Origin of the sequence: Pseudomonas tritici (assembly GCF_014268275.3) — a bacterium.
Classification (GTDB): Bacteria; Pseudomonadota; Gammaproteobacteria; order Pseudomonadales; family Pseudomonadaceae; genus Aquipseudomonas; species Aquipseudomonas tritici.
The window spans coordinates 757764-774984 of sequence record NZ_CP077084.1 but is presented as its reverse complement, the minus strand read 5'-3'; the positions used below and the strand labels follow the sequence as shown (position 1 = coordinate 774984).

Genomic DNA, 17221 nt, shown 5'->3' with positions numbered 1-17221 from the left:
GTACTTAATGGATCAACCAGCCGATACCGACACCCAGTACCAGCATGACTGCCAGCTTGATCCGCTCTCGCCGCTTGCGCCGCGCCTTGGTCAAGCGCTCTTCTGCCGTCGCCACATGCAAACCGAAACCCGTGTGCAAAACCGCATCGCCTTCCAGTGTCACGGCCGCCAGGTTCAGCTGCGCGTAACGCTTCGATAGCCCCTTCTCACCCTCGAACCCGGCGTAGGGCGCGCACAAGCGATATTCCTTGATACGCCGCAACCCTGGATTCAGCGAAAAACCCTGCCACTCAGGCTTGTCGGACAGCAGGGGATAACACGGCACCCCGCCAATCACCTCACGTGGCCCCAGATGGATATAAGGGCTGTGCACCTGCAAGTCGTAAACGTAGTTGCGCAACCACACCTGCAAAATATCGGGTCGCTGCTCCAGTACCGCCTTGGAGTCTTCGACAAAGCCTGGTCGATAAAACGCCCAATCATCCTCGCAATGGAATATGTAGGGGGTCTTGACCGATTCGTAGGCCAAATCGACGGATGCCAACTGCCCAAGCTTCGGGCGGTTGATCAGGAAAGTGCAATGGCTGTGCCAGTGCGGCGGCACCGCAAGGCGCACGGCTTCATCGCCGGAGTCTTCGGTAATGAAAACTTCGCGGATATCCGCCGTATTGAACAGATCGAAGCTCTCGAGCGTCCGCTTCAATAAATCGAAGCGACCACAACTGGTCACCACGAGCGTTATGTCGCTTTGATCGGAGAACTGCATTCAAGCCTCGATAATATCACATAGCCACTATTCGCAGCCATATCTGACCGGTATTAAACGCCCAGCTTCAGACGTAACCTTTCCAGCACATTCAACGGCGCACGAGGCCGCAAGGGCGGCTCGAGGGCTTCGACAATACGCTGGCCGATACGGGCGAAACCGAACTGGCCGACGGCCAAGTCCTGCCCACTGCGCGCAATGTCCGCGGCCAGTTGCGGATTGGACCGCAGCACGGCCAGTTTTTCCTGCAACTGCGGGATGTCCTGGTAGAACACCACATTGACCATGTCCTCAAACCCGAGGGCCGCGTTCTCCTCGGCTCCCTGATCGAACGCCAGCAACACGCAACCACAGGCCATGGCTTCGAAGTTCTTGATCATGTACTCGCCCATGCCCACATCGGCACTGACGAAAAAACGAATCCGGTTGAGGGTCGCGCAGTATTCCTCACCCGATTTGGTGCGCGTCACCACCAAAGGTTCAACCCGCGCCAGTTCATCGAGCAGAGCCTTGCGACCACTATAGGCCACGCTGTTGGTGCTGCCGACAAACGCCAGTTCGATATCTCGTTCACGATCCTGGGGCTGCAGCAGTGCCTGGTCATAGCCCTTGGGCACGAACACCGCATCGAAACCTTCGGTGCGCAGGCGCTCGGTCACCATGTAGCCTGAACTGATCACGCGAACCCACGGCAAGCGACGGTAATGGGCACTGAACTTGCCGGTGTACTTGCAGGGAATGTAGTTCTGGTAAGCGTCGTGCTCGAGGATCACCAGGTTTGGGATCGTGCGGATAAACCCGGCCTGGCGGATCTCCTGCTTGAAGCGCAGGAAGAACACAATGCGGTCGTAACGGGTCACGTCGACTTCGCGCCGAAAGTAACCGCGCAGGTTGCGCTGCTCATCGCTGCTCAACCAGCGGATATCACATTCGCAGTGCTCGGCCACACCTTCGTACAAGCGGTCGAGGATGGCGCGCTGCTCTTTCTGCACCAGAAACAAGACTTTCATTACTTATCCTTTCCCAAACGCCAGAACAACTCATGCCGTCGTACGGCCTTACGGAAAAATTCGTTCTCACCGTAAGGCGATTTCGCGCGACCTGCCAACACCCGCTGCAACCAGCGTCGCACACGGCGCTTGAACGGCGGTGCCGGCTGCAAGTCATGCATCATGCCCAGCGCCATGGCCTTATCACGCTGCTGCGCCAACGTCAGTGGCAGGCTGCACGGCAGCAACTCCACGGTCGCGTCGAACAACGGTGGCAACGCAATACCGGCTCCGGCGTTGCCCATGGGCCAGCGGTCGTTGTCATGCAGATGGTTGGCGTAGCCCAGTACTGTCGTTGGCTGCCACTCAAGACCTTGCAAGGCTTCCAAAACGGCTTGCTGTGCACAGACATGGTCTGGATGCGGGTCCAATACCGGATGCGGCAACACGATCACGTCCGGGCGAGCCATCATCAGCACCTCGCGCAGGTCGGCCAACAGGTTGTTCCAGGTGGGCAAGCCGTCGCTGTCCGCGGGCAATGGAAACGGGTTGAATTGCCGGAATGGGCGAACGTCCGTCAGCTCTGCTTCACGGGAAGCAAACGGCAGGTCCGGCGCGGCCTGCATCGCCTGCAACTGCAGGCAGAAATAGCCCAATTGCACGCAGTGCGCCTGCGGCACACCCGCCCACAACGGCACAGCGATGCTGTCCCAGGCGCGCAGGCGGCCTTTGATGCGTGCGGCTTCGACCGCGTCCAGGCCCATCTGCTGATAATGCTCAGCTTCAATCTCCCCCGCCGTCAGGGTGACGATCCAGGGATTTTCGGCCTGGCTGTACAGGCCGAAGGCCGCCAATTCAGCATCGTCGGCGTGGGGCGCGATCACCATCACGCGCTGTGCGCGGTAGTCCGGATGGGTCCAGGCCCACAGACGGGGCGTGCCGAGCAATCGGCAATGGCGACCGCGCAACGTTAAGTCGCTCAGCGCCAAACCGCTGAGGTTCAGGTAACGCACGCCGTTGACGCCACGCTCAAACGTTTGCCGATCGCCCGCCAGCTCGACGCACGGGTCAAAAAAACGGCCCAGCCAAGTGCTCTTGACCTTGATCGCCAGCACCACCGTTGCGTCCGCGTCCACCGCCTGATCCAGCAGCAAGCGCCCATGTTCCAAGCGCACGCCCGCCAGCTCGGCATCCGCCGAAAAACGGTACTGATAATCTTCGTTGGGCGCGTAGAACAGGTGGTCGGCAAACCACGCTTCATGGGCCACCCAGGCCAGCAGGGCCAACAGCAACGGTAACCACCAGACCACCAGGATGCCGACCAGCAACAGCAGCAACACACCAATGATCAGCACCGTACGCTTGTTGCGCCGGTGACGTTTGAGCAATTGCTGCTTGCGGGTCATACGCTGAATACCTGCACAGGATTGCACCAACGGTCCTTGTATTCGCGGTCGGCGCGACCAAAGGAAAAGCGCAGTGGCTTGCCGACTTCGCGTGCCTGCTCCCAAGCGCCCTGGGTATTGAGAAAGCTCAGCACGCTGCCGGGGCTGAAGGCGCGGGTTTCAGGATCGACCCCACCGTTGACGTATTCCACACTGATCCATTCCGGTGACTCGACCCGATACACCAACTGGATTGCGATGGGCGCGTCATTCAGAAAAATCACCGAGCCTATCAACCACTCGCGCATCAGTTCGATCACTTCCGCCAAGCGCTCGGCGCCCGTGGCGGTAAAGCCCCAACGGCGCAGGAACAGGTCACAGTAGATGGACGCCAGCTCCGCACTGGAAAACTCACTGACCGACCGCACCACGCCGCCCGCCTCTTCCAGCAAACGCAGTTCGCGGCGCTGGTTGTAGCGAAACTTCTTCGACAGTTCTTCGGGCGTGCGCGCCATGGCCAACTGTTCGGCCTGAAGCTTGAGGCCGCTGAAACGCCCTTCGTTCAGCGCAGAGAGGTAGCGCGCACGCTGCCTCAGCGGCGCCTGCGCGTCGGCGGCGGCCGGCAGGATCAGCTCGGCATTGCCCAGATCGAACAGGCCTTTCTTGCCGCTGCGCTTAAGCACGTCCTTGGACAGCGCCAGGTCGCGCCCCCAGGTGGCAATGCACGCCTTGAGCTCACCCGCCTGCTCCCAGGCCAGGTAACGCACCGGAATCTGCGCCAACCCGGCCAGGCGCTCGACCACTTGCGGATGCGTCGCGACGCTGCCGCCAAAACGCTGCCAGGCCTCGCTGTATACAGGCGCATCGACGACGGACCAGCCGCGCTCGCGCCAGCCTTGGAATCGATTGAGCATCAAGCCCTCGCGGTCAGTTCAATGACATGCGGCAGTTGCCAGAAAGTAGTGCGCACCGCCTGATCCGAGAATCGTGCGTGCAGGCGCTCCAGCATCAAATCAGCGCACTGGCGTTGCTGGTGCTGATCCATCGCGGCCAAGTGTCCCAACCCTTGGGCTAGGTGCTCGGCGTCGCCGAAGGGAAACAGGATACCAACGCCCTCAACCACTTCCCGCGCGCCGCCGCAGGCAGTGGCGAGCAAGGGAACACCGGCCGCCATGGCTTCCAGCAACACCATGCCAAAGGGTTCGTGGTCGGAGCTCAACGCAAACACATCAAACGCACGGAAATAGCGACGCGCCTCCGGCACCTGGCCGAGAAACACAACCTTGTCGGCAATCCCCAGCTCGCGGGCCAGCGCTTTCAGGTCCTGCTCCAGGCGCCCGGTGCCGAGGATCGCCAGACGGCTTTCAGCCGGTAACGTTGGCAATGCCAGGGCAAAACCTTTGAGCAGCGTGGCCTGATCCTTGTCCGGGTGCAGGCGGCCGACATTGCCGACCACCCATTCATCCGGCGACAAGCCAAGGGCGTCGCGCGCCTCATCCTTCGAAACCTGCTGGGCCTGCAGGTTTTCGACATCAATGCGGTTGTACAAGGTCTGGATACGCGCCGCCGGCCATTTCGGCAGGCAGCGACGAATGTCATCGCGCACGGCATCGGAAACGCCCAACAAGCTCAGGCGCTTGCGGAAAATATTTGCAAACAGCCGACGCCCCCGGCGCTGATAGTCGCCAAACGCGTGATGCACGCCAATCACCTGCAAGCGCGTGGCGAGCAGCGCGATGTAGATCGGCTTGGCGCGGTGCGCGATGCAGAAACTGAAGTTGCGCGACGCGGCAATCTTGCGCATCTCGGCGATGGCGCCCAGCTTGAGGCCACGGATGGCCTTCGAGCTGTACTCCATGAACAACACTTCATCACTGGCGCAACCGGCCGCCACCTCAGGGTCGGCGACCCCGGTGAGAAACACCGTGGTCACCTTGTAGCCGGAGCCTGCAAACACACTGGCGTACTGCCGCGCACAGTCTAGGAACGGCCCGTCATAGCCGTGGCAGAACTGCAGGACGTGGCGGTCAGCCGAGCGCGTCATAAGGGTCCACGCCGTCTTTGACGACCAGGATGTCTTCCATGATCAGGTACTGCAGGTCAGAGCCGAAGAACATGTTCAGCGCGTCGGTCGGCGAGCAGATCATCGCTTCGCCACGACGGTTGAGCGAGGTGTTCAGGGACACGCCGTTGCCGGTGAGCACTTCCAGCTCTTTCATCATGTCGTAGTAGCGCGGGTTGTATTCGCGCTTGAGCACCTGGGCGCGGGAGGTACCATCTTCATGGACCACTTCCGGCACGCGAGTCTTCCACTCTTCGGACACTTCAAAGGTGAAGGTCATGAACGGCGCCGGATGATCGACCTTGATCATCTGCGGGGCCACGGTGTCGAGCATCGACGGGCAGAAAGGCCTCCAGCGCTCGCGGAACTTGATCTGGTGGTTGATGCGATCCGCCACACCGGTGGCGCTCGGGCAACCGATGATCGAACGACCGCCCAGGGCGCGCGGACCAAACTCCATGCGGCCCTGGAACCAGGCCACCGGGTTGCCGTCGACCATGATCTTGGCGATGCGCTGGGGCATGTTCTCGATCTTGCGCCAGTTCGGCTTGCTCTCGTGCTTGGCGCACGCGGCAATCACGTCTTCGTTGCTGTAGGACGGGCCGAGGTAGACGTGTTCCATCTTCTCGACCGGCACACCACGGGCGTGGGAAACATACGCCGCCGCACCGACCGCAGTGCCAGCATCGCCCGACGCCGGCTGCACGAACAGCTCTTTGACGTCGTCACGGGCGATGATCTTCTGGTTCAGCTTGACGTTCAGCGCGCAACCGCCGGCGAAGGCCAGTTTGCCGGTGTCCTTGAGGATGTCGCCCAGGTAGTGGTCGATCATCTGCAGGGCCAGTTTCTCGAACAGCGCTTGCATGCTGGCGGCGTAGTGGATGTACGGCTCGTCGGCGATATCGCCTTCGCGCTTTGGACCCAGCCACTCGATCAGTTTTGGCGAGAAGTAGAAGCCCTTGCCCTTCTCTTTGTAGCGGCGCAGGCCGATGACGTTGGCGTAGTCGGTGTTGATCACCAACTCGCCATTCTCAAAGGAGGCCAGGCGCGAGAAATCGTATTTGCTGGCATCGCCGTACGGCGCCATGCCCATGACCTTGAACTCACCGTCGAGCATCTCGAAACCGAGGAATTCGGTGATCGCGCCATACAGGCCGCCGAGGGAGTCTGGATCGTAGAATTCCTTGATCTTGTGGATCTTGCCGTTTTCGCCGTAGCCGAAGAACGTGGTGGCGTACTCACCTTTACCGTCGATCCCGAGGATCGCGGTTTTCTCCTGGAAACCAGAGCAGTGGTAGGCGCTGGAAGCGTGGGCCAGGTGGTGTTCAACCGGTTCGATCTTGATTTTCTTAGGATCGAAGCCCAGTTGCTCCAGGCACCAGACGATCTTGTTGCGGTAGCGCTTGTAGCGACGGTTGCCCATCAGGATCGCGTCGAGGGCGCGGTCCGGGGCGTACCAGTAACGCTTGGCGTAGTGCCAGCGCGCCTCGCCGAACAGGCTGATGGGGGCGAACGGGATCGCGACCACGTCAACGTCGGAAGGCTTGATACCGGCCTGTTCCAGGCAGAACTTCGCCGATTCGTAGGGCATGCGGTTCTTTGCATGTTTGTCGCGTACGAAGCGCTCTTCTTCGGCGGCCGCAATCAGCTTGCCGTCGATATACAAGGCTGCGGAAGGATCATGGCTAAGGGCGCCGGACAGGCCAAGAATCGTCAATGCCACAGGGGTCTAGCCTCTTTTAGTCTGCATGCAGGCGGGTTACGCCTGAAAAAAGTGTGCCCCCTGCCTGGGCAGGAAACAGCTAAAGGGCGGGATTATAGCTTAAAAGCAGTGCGCAGCTGTTAGCGGCACGTGGCAAGAGGGATCAGCGGAAGATCTCGATGCTGCCGTCCCTATTCTGGCGGTAAATGGTGTAGGGCAGCACGAGGGTGTCCAGCACGCCGGAGGCGACGAACTCCACGGCGACGATAGGCAACACGCTGCCCCCATGGTCTATCAGGCTCTTGTCCTTAAGGCTCTTGTCAGGCGCTGGCTCGCCATTGAGCGTGCAAAAGCCGTAGATCACCCCGCTGTAGATGCGTGGCACGTTTTCGCAGTGACTGCGCGAGTCCTTGAGGTTCTGGCTGGCTACGGCGTCTGGACGAAAGACGGTATTGATGGTTCCGCAACCGGCCAACGAACACGACACCACAAGCCATGACACTTTCGACCTAATCCTCATGACCCCCTCCCTCTGCCCCAACAGACATTGTTATTGCCAAGGCGGGCCACGCTAACATCGCATAGCCTGACGACCCAGGGCGGGAGCACGATTTGCAGCGTAAGACGATTCCTAAATGATAAAAATCGCCTGATTCACTAAACTCGCGCCCCTTTGCGCGTTTACCTCCTACGCGCGCCACGGATTTTGCCTGACTGATGAACACCCTCGCCCGCTTCACCCTGTTGCTGCCAGGCCTGCTCACGCTGAGCAATACGGCACTGGCCGAGGACACGCCTTTGGTTCTCGACCCCAGTGTGGTCAGCGGCTCACGCAGCGCCAGCCCGACCTTCGACCTGCCCTACTCGGTGGACGGCATCAGCCGTGGACAGATCAGTGACGGTCAACTCGGCATCAATGCCTCCGAAGCCCTCTCCCGCGTGCCCGGCCTGGTGGTGCAGAACCGCCAGAACTATGCCCAGGACCTGCAGATTTCCTCCCGAGGCTTTGGTGCCCGCTCGGCATTCGGCGTGCGCGGCATCAAGCTGATCGCCGACGGCATCCCGGCCAGCACGCCGGACGGCCAGGGCCAAGCCGCCACTTTCAACCTCGACACCGCAGAGCGCATCGAAGTACTGCGTGGGCCGGCGGCCACCCTGTATGGCAGCAATGCCGGCGGGGTGATCCAGATGTTCTCCCGCGACGGCGAAGGCCCGCCGCGCATCGGCGCCGAAACCCTGGTGGGCAGCGACGGCCTGAACAAAAACCACCTGACCGCCGAGGGCGCCACCAACGGCGCTGGCTTCGTGCTCGACGCCTCGCGCATGGACACCAACGGCTACCGCGACCACAGCAGCGCGCGACGTGACCAGACCTTCGCCAAGCTCAATTTCCAGCCGGATGACGACAGCAAGCTGGCGCTGATCTACAGCAGCCTGGAGCAGAACGGCACACAGGACCCGCTCGGGCAGACGTGGTCGGCGTACAAGGCCGATCCACGCTCGGTGAGTGCGAATGCGCTGACGTACAACACGCGCAAAAGTATCGATCATCAGCAATTGGGGCTGAATTACGAGCGCTATATCGGCGATGCGACGTTGCAGGTGAATGCGTATACGGGACGGCGGAGTGTGATTCAGTATTTGTCGATTCCCAAAGGCACACCCGCTAATGAACGCGGCGGTGGCGTTGTGCAATTCGACCGCAAGTTCTACGGCGGCAGCGTGCGCTGGATGCAGCCCATCGAACGTGCGCCGGGCGAACTGATGATCATCACCGGCCTGGACTTCGATCAGAGCGAAGACAGTCGCCACGGCTACCAGAACTTCAGCGGCAACACCCTTGGCGTAAAAGGCCAGCTACGCCGAGATGAAATTGACACCGCCCGCAGCCTCGATCCCTATATCCAGGCCAACTGGGCGCTAGACCGCTGGACCCTGCAAGCAGGTGTTCGGCATAGCACCATGGAACTGGACGTTGATGATCAATTCCTGAGCAACGGCGATGCCAGCGGCAACAAGCGTTATCAGAAAAATACGCCATCGATGAGCGTGATGTACGCATTCACGCCCGAGCTGCATGGCTACGTCAGTGCGGGCAAAGGCTTCGAAACGCCGACACAGGCTGAGCTGGCCTATGCACCGGGAAATGTGGAAGGGTTCAACTTCGGATTGAAGCCGTCAGAAAGTACCCAGTACGAAGTGGGATTAAAGGCCCAGGTGAACAACACCCGGATCAATGCCGCCATATTCCAGATCACCACAGAAGATGAGTTAGTGGTGGCTCAATCCAAAGACGGCCGTACCAGCTACCAAAACGCCGGCCGCACCCTGCGCCGCGGTTTCGAACTGGGCCTCGAAAGCCAGCTCAGCGAGCAGTGGAGCAGCAGCCTCGCCTACACCCGCCTGCAGGCCACTTACGACAGCGACTTCGTCAGCGGCGGCAACAACGCCGTCGACAAGGGCAACTACCTGCCCGGCGTGCCGCAAACCACGCTGTTCACCGAACTGAACTGGAAGCCCCGCGACTGGGTCAGCACCGCCATCGAAGGCATTTACCGCAGCAAGGTCTACGTCGAGGACACCAACAGCCAACACGCCGCACCGGCCTACAGCGTGTTTAACTGGCGTGCGCGCTTCGAGCAGAAGGTCGAACACTGGACCTTCCATCAGACCCTGCGCCTGGATAACTTGCTCGACCGCCAGTACGTCGGTTCGGTGATCGTCGGCGATGGCAACAACCGCTATTACGAAGCGGCGCCAGGGCGCTCCTGGTATGCGGGTGCAGGCGCGGAGTACGAGTTCTGATCAGCCCGCCCCGCACAAAACGCGATGCGGACGGTCGAAAGGCCCTGATCCCCCTTTAGCCTGCAAGGAACGCTCATGAAACACATCGCGGTTATCGTCGCCCTAGGCGTACTCAGTGGTTGCGGCACGCAAGGCATCAAGAGCGGCGACAAGGCCGACGCCCCGTATAAAGACATGCTTAAGAAACCGCTACTGGCCGACTCGATCATGCGCGATGGCGACGACCTCAGTTACCAGGTTCAAGTCACGCTGACCAACAATCTCGCCGTACCCGATATCGCGCAGCTTCAGGCGTCCTGCACCACGCCGAGCGGGAACCTGCTGTATCTGGAAGCGCCCGGAACCCCGAAGCCCGACGGCCAGCCCACGCGCATTACCGTCATGCGCAACCTGACGCCGGCCGTGGTTGGCGAACTGCAACAGAACACCAGCTTTACCGACGCTTGCGCGCGCACGCCACGCCCGGATTGGCGCCTCGTCAGCAGTACAGCCACTCAACGCCAATTGCTGATCGACCGTGCCAGCCTCAAGACCGTGGGTGAGAAAGTAGAGCTCTGGGGCGCCTACGATGAACCGCTCATCCTGACCAACAAACTGAAAAAGATGCCCTACGCCCAGACCCGCATGCACTGGGAGGTCAGTTGCAGCCGCCAGACCTATCGCACTCTGGCCACTTTCAGCCTCACCCCGAAAAACGTCGTGACCTTCGGCAGCGTGGTAGCAGTCCCCATCGACCAGCCTTTCAGCAGCGCCGAGACGGACACCCAGACCCTGCTCAAGGCCGCGTGCTCGCCAACAGTGGCGCAACTCCCGGTAGCCGTTGCGCGTACCAAGCTCGAGCAAACCCTGACACCCGCACCTGTCCCGACAGCGGTGACAGAGGCGATCTCCGCACTGGGAATGCCCCCCGCAGCCAAACCTCTGCGCCACCTTATGGAGAAGCGCGACTTGGGTTCTTCCAGCTTGCGCACTGACGTGTTCATTGAGCCCGGAACCGGAAACGGTCAGCTTAAAATCCGCCGAGCCACCCAATTCTCAAGCACCCACATCACCACATTCCGAGGGTTGTTCAGCCTGACCTTCCAAAGCGATTTCGAACTGCACGGGATGAAAGTCTCGGCCGCCAGCAATGTTGAGCAACTCAGCTTCACCGGCGACTGGAAGCAGATGCCGATCGGTGCAACGCTGGGGTTCAAACTCAAAGAGCTGAATCGCAACACCGCTGAAGAGGATCGCGTGCTGTCCCGCAATACCACCTGTGTAGTGGCGCGCGAACTGCCAGCCAGCAGCATCAACTCGACGCTGAGTGGCAATGCAAAGGAGCTCAATTGCACTGCCGCAGGTGATAACTACCAGGCCACCAGCACCGTCATGTACCTGAAGGACTACGGGTATTTCTTTGCTACCGAGGACGTGATCCAGGGCAAATACAAAACCCATACGACGCTGATCAACGCACAATAACGTCGACTGGCAACGCTGAAGCTCCACCCCCCAAACACTATTGCCCACGCAACACCTGTAGTGAGCGGGCTTGCCCCGCGCTGGGCTGCGAAGCGGCCCTAGCGTTTTTTCAAGTAAAAAGCGGTGTCAGGGATCAGGCGGTCTGCTTGGGGAGGCGCTGATCAATCAGCTGATACAACGCACTGCTCTCAGGCCAATTACGCATGAACCGCGCGCGGTCCTTGGCAAACGCCGGAGCGAAGCTGGCTTGGGTGCTGTGCTGGCGCATGGCATCCAGGTCGATCAACGACCAGCGATCCTTGTCCCAGAACAGGTTATGCCCCTTGAAGTCGCCATGGCTGATGCGCTCGCGGATCAGCTCGGCGAACAGGTGATCCAGGGCGAGCAGTTCGTTTTCCGGCGCGTCACCGTTCTCAACGTAAGGCGCAAAGCGCTCGATGATGTCCGGCCCCGGCAGGAATTCGGTAATCAGGTAAGCGCGACCGCGCAGGCCGAAAAAGCGCTTTTCCAGCACGGCCAGCGGCTTGGGCGTAGCGATACCGAGGAACGCCAGGCGATTGCCTTCACGCCAGGAATGCCAGGCACGGCTTGGGCGCCAGAAGCGCTTGAACCAGTGGGCGAAACTCTTGATGTTGTAACGCTTGATCACCAATGGGCGACCCGCCACTTCGGCCTTGGCCACCGTGGCGGTTCCACCGGTCTTGTACAAGTGGCCCTGCTCGAGCAAGGCATCGGCCTGTTCCAGCACCGCCAGCATCGCGACTTCTTCCTCGCGACGGATTGCACGCAGGGCAAACGGCCCGCGCAGCACACTGAACAGCGTGCATTCGCGACCGACCTTGTTGAGAAAGTCCTTCAGGCGCCAAGCGCTGACCTTGCGCACCTGTTTTTCCAAAGCCTCCAAGGGCAAAGCGTGCTCGCCGTTGCCCAGCAGGTAGTACACCAGCAGCTCTTCGGTAAATGGCTCGAGATGCTTCGGCAACTGGGCGAAAAACACCCCAAGGTTCTCCAGTACGCGGTTGCGCGACAGGGGCTTGCCCGCCTCTTCGACGCGAATCCCGGCACCATCGATCAAATACAGCTTGCCGTCCCGACGCAGCAAGTTGTCCAGGTGCAGGTCTTCCTGCCACAGGCCTTTGGTGTGCATCAGGGCAATCGCACCCAATGCCTCGGCAAGCACCGCAGTTTGCTCGTCAGCCAAGGGCGGCAGGCTTTCGACCGCGTGCCAGGCATCCGCCAGGCTCTCGGCGCCTTCGATAAATTCGAACAACAGCCAACCGCCCTCGCCTTCCTGCAAGCCATCGGCCAGCAACAACGGTGTGGTCAGGCCTTGCTCGGCGAGCAGGCGCACGCCATTGAGTTCACGCTGAAAGTGCCGCGCCGCCTTGCTGCCCACCAGCAACTTGGCCAGTACTGGACGCCCGCGCCACACCGCTGCGCCTACGTAGCGCTCGCCCGGCAGCACGCGCAACAGGCTCAGCAGTTGCAACTGGCCTGGGCCCGCCGCATCGGCCAATTCAATCGTCAGCGGCAGGGTGGGAGTACGGCCGGCGGTTTTCAGCTCGGACAAACGCATCAACGGTTTTCCTTGTGACTACGACGGGCGCCAAGGCGCTGGAACCAAGTGGCGACCAACTCGCTGCTCTCAGGCTGCTCCAGATACGCCGCCAACAGTTGGCGGACCTGCGCATCGGACCATTGTGGTGCGCGACGCAACAACGGCTCCAGATCCTTGACCCGATCACGCCAGCCGAACAGCAGCGGGCGGGTTTTCTCCAGGTCGATCAACTGCGCGGCATAACCGTCACCGGTGGCCCGCAGGAAAATATGCTTGGGGTAGAAACAGCCATGCACCTGGCCGACGCTGTGCAGTCGGCGTGCGAGTTGGCCACAGGCCAGCAGGATCGCGCGGTGCTGGGCATCGCTCAGTGAAGGCCACTGCTCCAGCAACGAATCCAGGTCATTCCAGCCGTCCAGGGCGCGGGTCAGCAGCATCGCGCGGTGTTCGCCAGCGACTTTTCGCTCCCCGTAGAACGCCGCTTGCAAAGCCGGAATACCGAGCTTGCGATAACGGCTGATATTGCGAAATTCGCGGGAGAAACTCGGCTCGCCAAAGGGGCGGTGCAGGCTACGCGTCAGGTAATTGCTCTGGCGCTTGAGGTAGTAACCGTGGCCGTCGAGCTCCAGGCGAAACACGCTGCTCCAGCCGCCGCGACTGGTATTCGGCTCGTCCACCGCATCCAGTTGTTTGGCCCACAGGGCATCGAACGTCGCCAGGCCGTTGCGCTCCAGCAGCGCACGGTCTTCAGCCGCCAGGAAATCACTCATTCGCGCCCCTCGAAAAACTTCACCACGTGGCGAATACGCTGCTTGTCCGACGCACTCAGGTGCCGGCGCTGACGGTACTGCATGTAGAAGCGCAGGCGCTGGGTGGCGGACAGGTGATACTTGGCCACCTTGTCCAGGCAGGCCAGGTCTTTGGTAATACGGTACTTGAGCCAGAAGCCGCGCCAGAAGTCGCCATTGGGGCAATCGATCAGGTACAGCGTTGTCTGGTCGTCGATCAGCAGGTTGCGCCACTTCAAATCGTTATGGGTAAACCGATGATCGTGCATGGTGCGCGTGTATTCAGCGAGCTGGCGGCTCACCGCGTCGACCCACTTCGGATCGCGCAGGCGTGCATCCTTACGCTCGGCCAGCACCGACAGGTCTTCCGTCCTCGGCAACTCGCGGGTGATCATCGCACCACGGTCGTAGGCCAGGCCTTTGCGTTCCAGGCCCCAGGCAACCACGTCGGCAGTGGGAATGCCCCACTTGGCGAAGCGCTTGAGGTTCTGCCATTCGGACTTGACCCGGGGCTTGCCCAGGTAACGCCGCAAGCCCTTGCCGGCGCCGACGTAGCGCTTGACGTAGTAATTGACCCCGCCGCGCTCCACCCGGATCACCTCCGACAGCGGGTCGCGGGTCAGCCGCTCACCTTGCAGGGCAAAAACCGCTTCGAGGCTTCCAAAATCATCCGCCAGGTGGGCGTAGGCAGGCTCCAGAATCCAACCCGCCATCAGATTGCATCCCCGTAACGTTGCTTGCGCGCATAGAGCTTGTCGGCCTTGCGCTGCATCAGGCTCAACGACGCCGATTGCTCGGCCAGGATCTGGCGCAGCGGTTGGCGGAAGTAGCCCTTGAGAAAGCGCAGCTTGTCGCGGCGGGTCAGGCCGATTTCCAGCGCCGAGTAGTACAGCGCCGAGAGGTCCTTGTCGCGCCAGCGCAGCGGCAGATGGGCCCGCAGTTGGGCACGGTGCAGGTCGATCACCGACAGCTTGATGTCTTTCGCATCGATAGGCTTGGCGGTGTCCAGCAAGAAGTGGCACAGGTAGCAGTCACGGTGATTGACGCCACCTCGGTGCATATCACCAACCATGCGCGCCAGCTCAGCCGTAAGGGCGTGGCGCAACGCAGGCGCGGGCGGCTCGGCCACCCAATTGATTGTCAGGTCTTCCAGGCTGATCGTTGGCGCCAGCTCTTCGGTGATGATGAACGAGTGCTGGTCCGCCGGGTTGCTGCCCTTTTCGCCGAACGCCACACCGGTCATGGTCGGCACGCCCAGTGCCTGCAAGCGGTGGATGGCGTCCCACTCAAGGCCGGCGCCGAGCACCGGCAACTTGGCGGTGATCAGGTTCTTGAAGATTTCCGCCCAACCAATGCCGCGATGGATTTTCACGAAATACGGGCGGCCATCGACCTCGGTGCGCAAGGTGCGACGCGCCGCCAGCTCACGGAATACCTGGCCTTGCAGTTTCTCGACTTCGGCAAAGGCATCAAGCCCGGCCCACAACGTCTTGAACGGTTCGGCAAGAATCAACTTCATCGTTTTGGCTCCGCCAGAATCACATCTGCCGCGTGCTGCGGCATGCTGTAGAGGTCGGCCGTCTCGGCGAAGGCCAACCCATTGCGGCTCCAGGCCGCGCGCTGTGCAGTGTCGGTGAGCATCTGGGCCAAATACTGGTTCAGCTGCGTTTGCTCAAACGGCTCATCCAGCACCAGGCCGCTGTCGGCCTCATTGATGTAATGCGCATAACCACACACGGCCGAGACCAGCACCGGCAACCCGGCCACCAGGGCTTCAAGCAATACGGTGCCAGTGTTTTCGTTGTACGCCGGGTGGATCAGCAGGTCGGCGCCCAGCAGGAAACGTGGGATATCACTGCGGCCTTTGAGGAACTGCACGTTATCGCCCAGCCCCAACGTGGCGCTCTGCAACTGGAATACTTTGGGGTCGTCCTGGCCGATTACAAACAGACGCGTGCGCTTTTTCAGCTCCGCTGGCAAGGCGGCCACGGCCTTGAGGCTGCGGTCGACGCCCTTGGTCTTGAAGCCGGAGCCGATCTGCACCAGCAACAGATCGTCTGCGCCCAGGTTGAACTCCTTGCGGAAACCTTCGCGAATCTCGGCGGCATTCGGCGGCGCGCGGCGGTCCTGGGCAATGCCCGGCGGCAGCAAGTGGAAGCGTCCCAGCGGGGTGTCGTAATACTTGATGAACAGCGGCTGCTGCACTTCGGAAATCATCAAGACTTCGGTCTTGGCGTCCTTGGCAAACACCGCGCGCTCGTACTCGGCAAAGTGGCGATACCGGCCAAAGCTTTTGTACAGCGAATGGCGCAGGTTTTGCGCCTTGTCTTCAAAGCAGCCGTCGGCGGCGTAGTACACGTCCAGGCCAGGCATTTTGTTGAAACCAATCAGGCGGTCCACCGGGCGCTGGGCCAGGTCGGCCTCCATCCAGGCGCTGAGTTTCTCGTTGCGCCGATGGTTGAAGAACGCCTTGACCGGCGCCACCAGCACTTCGAAACCGGGCGGGATATCGCCTTCCCAGATCAGCGTGTAGACACGAATCTGGTGGCCACGCTGCTGGCATTCCAGGGCGATGCGCATGAAGTCACGCTGCAGGCCGCCAAAGGGGAAATATTTGTACAGAACAAAAGCCAGTTGCATCAGTGCAGCTCCTCAGCCAGTAACAACGTGCTCAGTCGGCTTGCCACACGCTCAGGGTTCAGGCGCGTGAAGCACAGGGGCGACTCGCGCGTGATGTCGAACCGACGCAGGTCGTCGGCCGTCGGTTGATAGGTACAGTGTTTTTGCAGGCAGGGCGCGCAGGGGAAGTCGCTCGCCAGGTGAATCTGGCCCTTGCCATAGGCGCCAGTGAGGCCTGGGTTGGTCGGACCGAACAGGGAAATGGTCGGCACGTCCAGCGCAGCAGCCAGGTGACCGAGACCGGTGTCAACCGCCACGCAGGCGCGTGCGCCGGCCAATACGCGGGCGACACCGGCCAGGTTCAGCTTGGGCAGCACTTCGGCATTTGGCAGGCCCTGCGCCAGGCGTTCGGCGCGGGCTTTTTCGGCGGCGTTGCCCCAGGGCAATTTCACGTCCACACCCAGGCGGCCCATGCGTTCGGCCAACTCACGCCAGTAGGTTTCTGGCCAGTGCTTGGTGTCCCAGGTGGTGCCGTGCAGCAGCAGGACGAAGGGTTTTTTCGGCGGCAGGCCGAGCAGCTTATCGACGCCCAGGCCATAGTCGCCCAGGCCTTTGGGTAAGTCATAACCCAGCGCCACGGCGAACAGTTGGCGCAAACGCTCCACCGCATGTTGCCCGCGGGCCACGGCCAGGCGCCGGGAGTAAAAGCGTGCTGCGAACGGTTCACGGGCCGAGTGCTTGTCGAAACCGGCTACCGGGGCACGTACATAGCGGGTCAGCCAGGCGCTTTTAAGCAGGCCTTGGGCGTCGATCACCAGGTCGTACTTGGTCGACTGGACCTGCTGCTTGAAGCGCCGCCATTCGCCACTTTTGAGGGTCTGCCAAATGTTTTTGCGCCAGCGGCGGATCGCCACCGGGATGACCTTGTCGACCGCCGGATGCCAGGTGGGAATTTCGGCAAAGCCCTCTTCCACGACCCAGTCGAATTGAATGCCGGGGATCGCCCGCGCCGCGTCGGTCAGTGCCGGCAACGCGTGGATCACATCGCCCAGGGATGAGGTCTTGATTACCAGTACGCGCAAA

15 protein-coding genes are annotated in these 17221 nt (G+C 61.2%); 2 read left to right on the top strand and 13 right to left on the bottom strand.

Going from position 1 to position 17221, the window contains the following annotated elements:
* Positions 1–4: 4 nt before the first annotated feature.
* From HU722_RS03295 to HU722_RS03265, 7 genes are all read right to left on the bottom strand, one after another.
* The gene (locus HU722_RS03295; protein WP_065875254.1) at positions 5–766 is read right to left on the bottom strand and encodes a glycosyltransferase family 2 protein; all 762 of its coding nucleotides are present in this window, start codon (positions 764–766) and stop codon (positions 5–7) included.
* 53 nt (positions 767–819) lie between these two features.
* The gene (locus HU722_RS03290; protein WP_065889121.1) at positions 820–1776 is read right to left on the bottom strand and encodes a glycosyltransferase family protein; all 957 of its coding nucleotides are present in this window, start codon (positions 1774–1776) and stop codon (positions 820–822) included.
* The gene (locus HU722_RS03285; RefSeq protein ID WP_065875256.1) at positions 1776–3161 is read right to left on the bottom strand and encodes a PIG-L deacetylase family protein; all 1386 of its coding nucleotides are present in this window, start codon (positions 3159–3161) and stop codon (positions 1776–1778) included. Before HU722_RS03285 ends, HU722_RS03290 begins: the two co-directional genes overlap by 1 nt.
* The gene (locus tag HU722_RS03280; RefSeq protein WP_065875257.1) at positions 3158–4054 is read right to left on the bottom strand and encodes an antimicrobial resistance protein Mig-14; all 897 of its coding nucleotides are present in this window, start codon (positions 4052–4054) and stop codon (positions 3158–3160) included. Before HU722_RS03280 ends, HU722_RS03285 begins: the two co-directional genes overlap by 4 nt.
* A complete protein-coding gene (locus tag HU722_RS03275) occupies positions 4054–5184 on the bottom strand; it encodes a glycosyltransferase (RefSeq protein WP_065879873.1) in 1131 nt (376 codons plus the stop codon). The genes HU722_RS03280 and HU722_RS03275 overlap by 1 nt, the downstream gene beginning before the upstream one ends.
* Positions 5168–6925 (bottom strand): carbamoyltransferase family protein, encoded by a 1758-nt coding sequence (locus HU722_RS03270; protein ID WP_065875259.1) that lies wholly within the window; start codon positions 6923–6925, stop codon positions 5168–5170. Before HU722_RS03270 ends, HU722_RS03275 begins: the two co-directional genes overlap by 17 nt.
* A gap of 142 nt (positions 6926–7067) precedes the next feature.
* Positions 7068–7424 carry a YceK/YidQ family lipoprotein gene (locus HU722_RS03265; protein ID WP_065875260.1) on the bottom strand — a complete coding sequence of 119 codons (357 nt, stop codon included), beginning with the start codon at positions 7422–7424 and terminating at the stop codon, positions 7068–7070.
* Between the two features lie 197 nt (positions 7425–7621).
* Here HU722_RS03265 and HU722_RS03260 point away from each other — a divergent pair, with 197 nt between their 5' ends.
* Both HU722_RS03260 and HU722_RS03255 read left to right on the top strand, forming a co-directional pair.
* Entirely contained in the window at positions 7622–9709 is a 2088-nt protein-coding gene (locus HU722_RS03260) for a TonB-dependent receptor family protein (protein ID WP_065875261.1), read from the top strand.
* A 75-nt stretch (positions 9710–9784) separates the two neighbouring features.
* The gene (locus HU722_RS03255; RefSeq protein ID WP_065879872.1) at positions 9785–11173 is read left to right on the top strand and encodes a hypothetical protein; all 1389 of its coding nucleotides are present in this window, start codon (positions 9785–9787) and stop codon (positions 11171–11173) included.
* Positions 11174–11306: 133 nt separating this feature from the next.
* Here HU722_RS03255 and HU722_RS03250 read toward each other — a convergent pair whose 3' ends face one another.
* The 6 genes from HU722_RS03250 to waaC are packed head-to-tail and all read right to left on the bottom strand — an operon-like array spanning position 11307 to position 17220.
* Entirely contained in the window at positions 11307–12749 is a 1443-nt protein-coding gene (locus HU722_RS03250; protein WP_065879870.1) for a lipopolysaccharide kinase InaA family protein, read from the bottom strand.
* A complete protein-coding gene (locus HU722_RS03245; RefSeq protein WP_065875264.1) occupies positions 12749–13501 on the bottom strand; it encodes a lipopolysaccharide kinase InaA family protein in 753 nt (250 codons plus the stop codon). The genes HU722_RS03250 and HU722_RS03245 overlap by 1 nt, the downstream gene beginning before the upstream one ends.
* The gene (locus HU722_RS03240) at positions 13498–14232 is read right to left on the bottom strand and encodes a lipopolysaccharide kinase InaA family protein (protein ID WP_049710351.1); all 735 of its coding nucleotides are present in this window, start codon (positions 14230–14232) and stop codon (positions 13498–13500) included. Before HU722_RS03240 ends, HU722_RS03245 begins: the two co-directional genes overlap by 4 nt.
* Positions 14232–15038, bottom strand: coding sequence for a lipopolysaccharide core heptose(I) kinase RfaP (gene rfaP / locus HU722_RS03235; protein WP_049710352.1), 807 nt, complete (start codon positions 15036–15038; stop codon positions 14232–14234). Before rfaP ends, HU722_RS03240 begins: the two co-directional genes overlap by 1 nt.
* Positions 15035–16159, bottom strand: a complete 1125-nt coding sequence (locus tag HU722_RS03230) for a glycosyltransferase family 4 protein (protein ID WP_065889125.1) — start codon at positions 16157–16159, stop codon at positions 15035–15037. The genes rfaP and HU722_RS03230 overlap by 4 nt, the downstream gene beginning before the upstream one ends.
* On the bottom strand, positions 16159–17220 hold the full coding sequence (gene waaC, locus HU722_RS03225) for a lipopolysaccharide heptosyltransferase I (RefSeq protein ID WP_065879864.1): 1062 nt from the start codon (positions 17218–17220) through the stop codon (positions 16159–16161). Before waaC ends, HU722_RS03230 begins: the two co-directional genes overlap by 1 nt.
* Between the last annotated feature and the right edge of the window lies 1 nt (position 17221).

Bases quoted from the DNA above. Each gene is read 5' to 3' on its own strand.
- HU722_RS03295 (WP_065875254.1), bottom strand. From the start codon at position 766: ATGCAGTTCTCCGATCAAAGCGACATAACGCTCGTGGTGACCAGTTGT.
- HU722_RS03250 (WP_065879870.1), bottom strand. From the start codon at position 12,749: ATGCGTTTGTCCGAGCTGAAAACCGCCGGCCGTACTCCCACCCTGCCG.
- HU722_RS03260 (WP_065875261.1), top strand. From the start codon at position 7,622: ATGAACACCCTCGCCCGCTTCACCCTGTTGCTGCCAGGCCTGCTCACG.
- HU722_RS03230 (WP_065889125.1), bottom strand. From the start codon at position 16,159: ATGCAACTGGCTTTTGTTCTGTACAAATATTTCCCCTTTGGCGGCCTG.
- HU722_RS03290 (WP_065889121.1), bottom strand. From the start codon at position 1,776: ATGAAAGTCTTGTTTCTGGTGCAGAAAGAGCAGCGCGCCATCCTCGAC.
- HU722_RS03285 (WP_065875256.1), bottom strand. From the start codon at position 3,161: ATGACCCGCAAGCAGCAATTGCTCAAACGTCACCGGCGCAACAAGCGT.
- HU722_RS03240 (WP_049710351.1), bottom strand. From the start codon at position 14,232: ATGGCGGGTTGGATTCTGGAGCCTGCCTACGCCCACCTGGCGGATGAT.
- rfaP (WP_049710352.1), bottom strand. From the start codon at position 15,038: ATGAAGTTGATTCTTGCCGAACCGTTCAAGACGTTGTGGGCCGGGCTT.
- HU722_RS03265 (WP_065875260.1), bottom strand. From the start codon at position 7,424: ATGAGGATTAGGTCGAAAGTGTCATGGCTTGTGGTGTCGTGTTCGTTG.
- HU722_RS03280 (WP_065875257.1), bottom strand. From the start codon at position 4,054: ATGCTCAATCGATTCCAAGGCTGGCGCGAGCGCGGCTGGTCCGTCGTC.
- HU722_RS03255 (WP_065879872.1), top strand. From the start codon at position 9,785: ATGAAACACATCGCGGTTATCGTCGCCCTAGGCGTACTCAGTGGTTGC.
- HU722_RS03275 (WP_065879873.1), bottom strand. From the start codon at position 5,184: ATGACGCGCTCGGCTGACCGCCACGTCCTGCAGTTCTGCCACGGCTAT.
- HU722_RS03245 (WP_065875264.1), bottom strand. From the start codon at position 13,501: ATGAGTGATTTCCTGGCGGCTGAAGACCGTGCGCTGCTGGAGCGCAAC.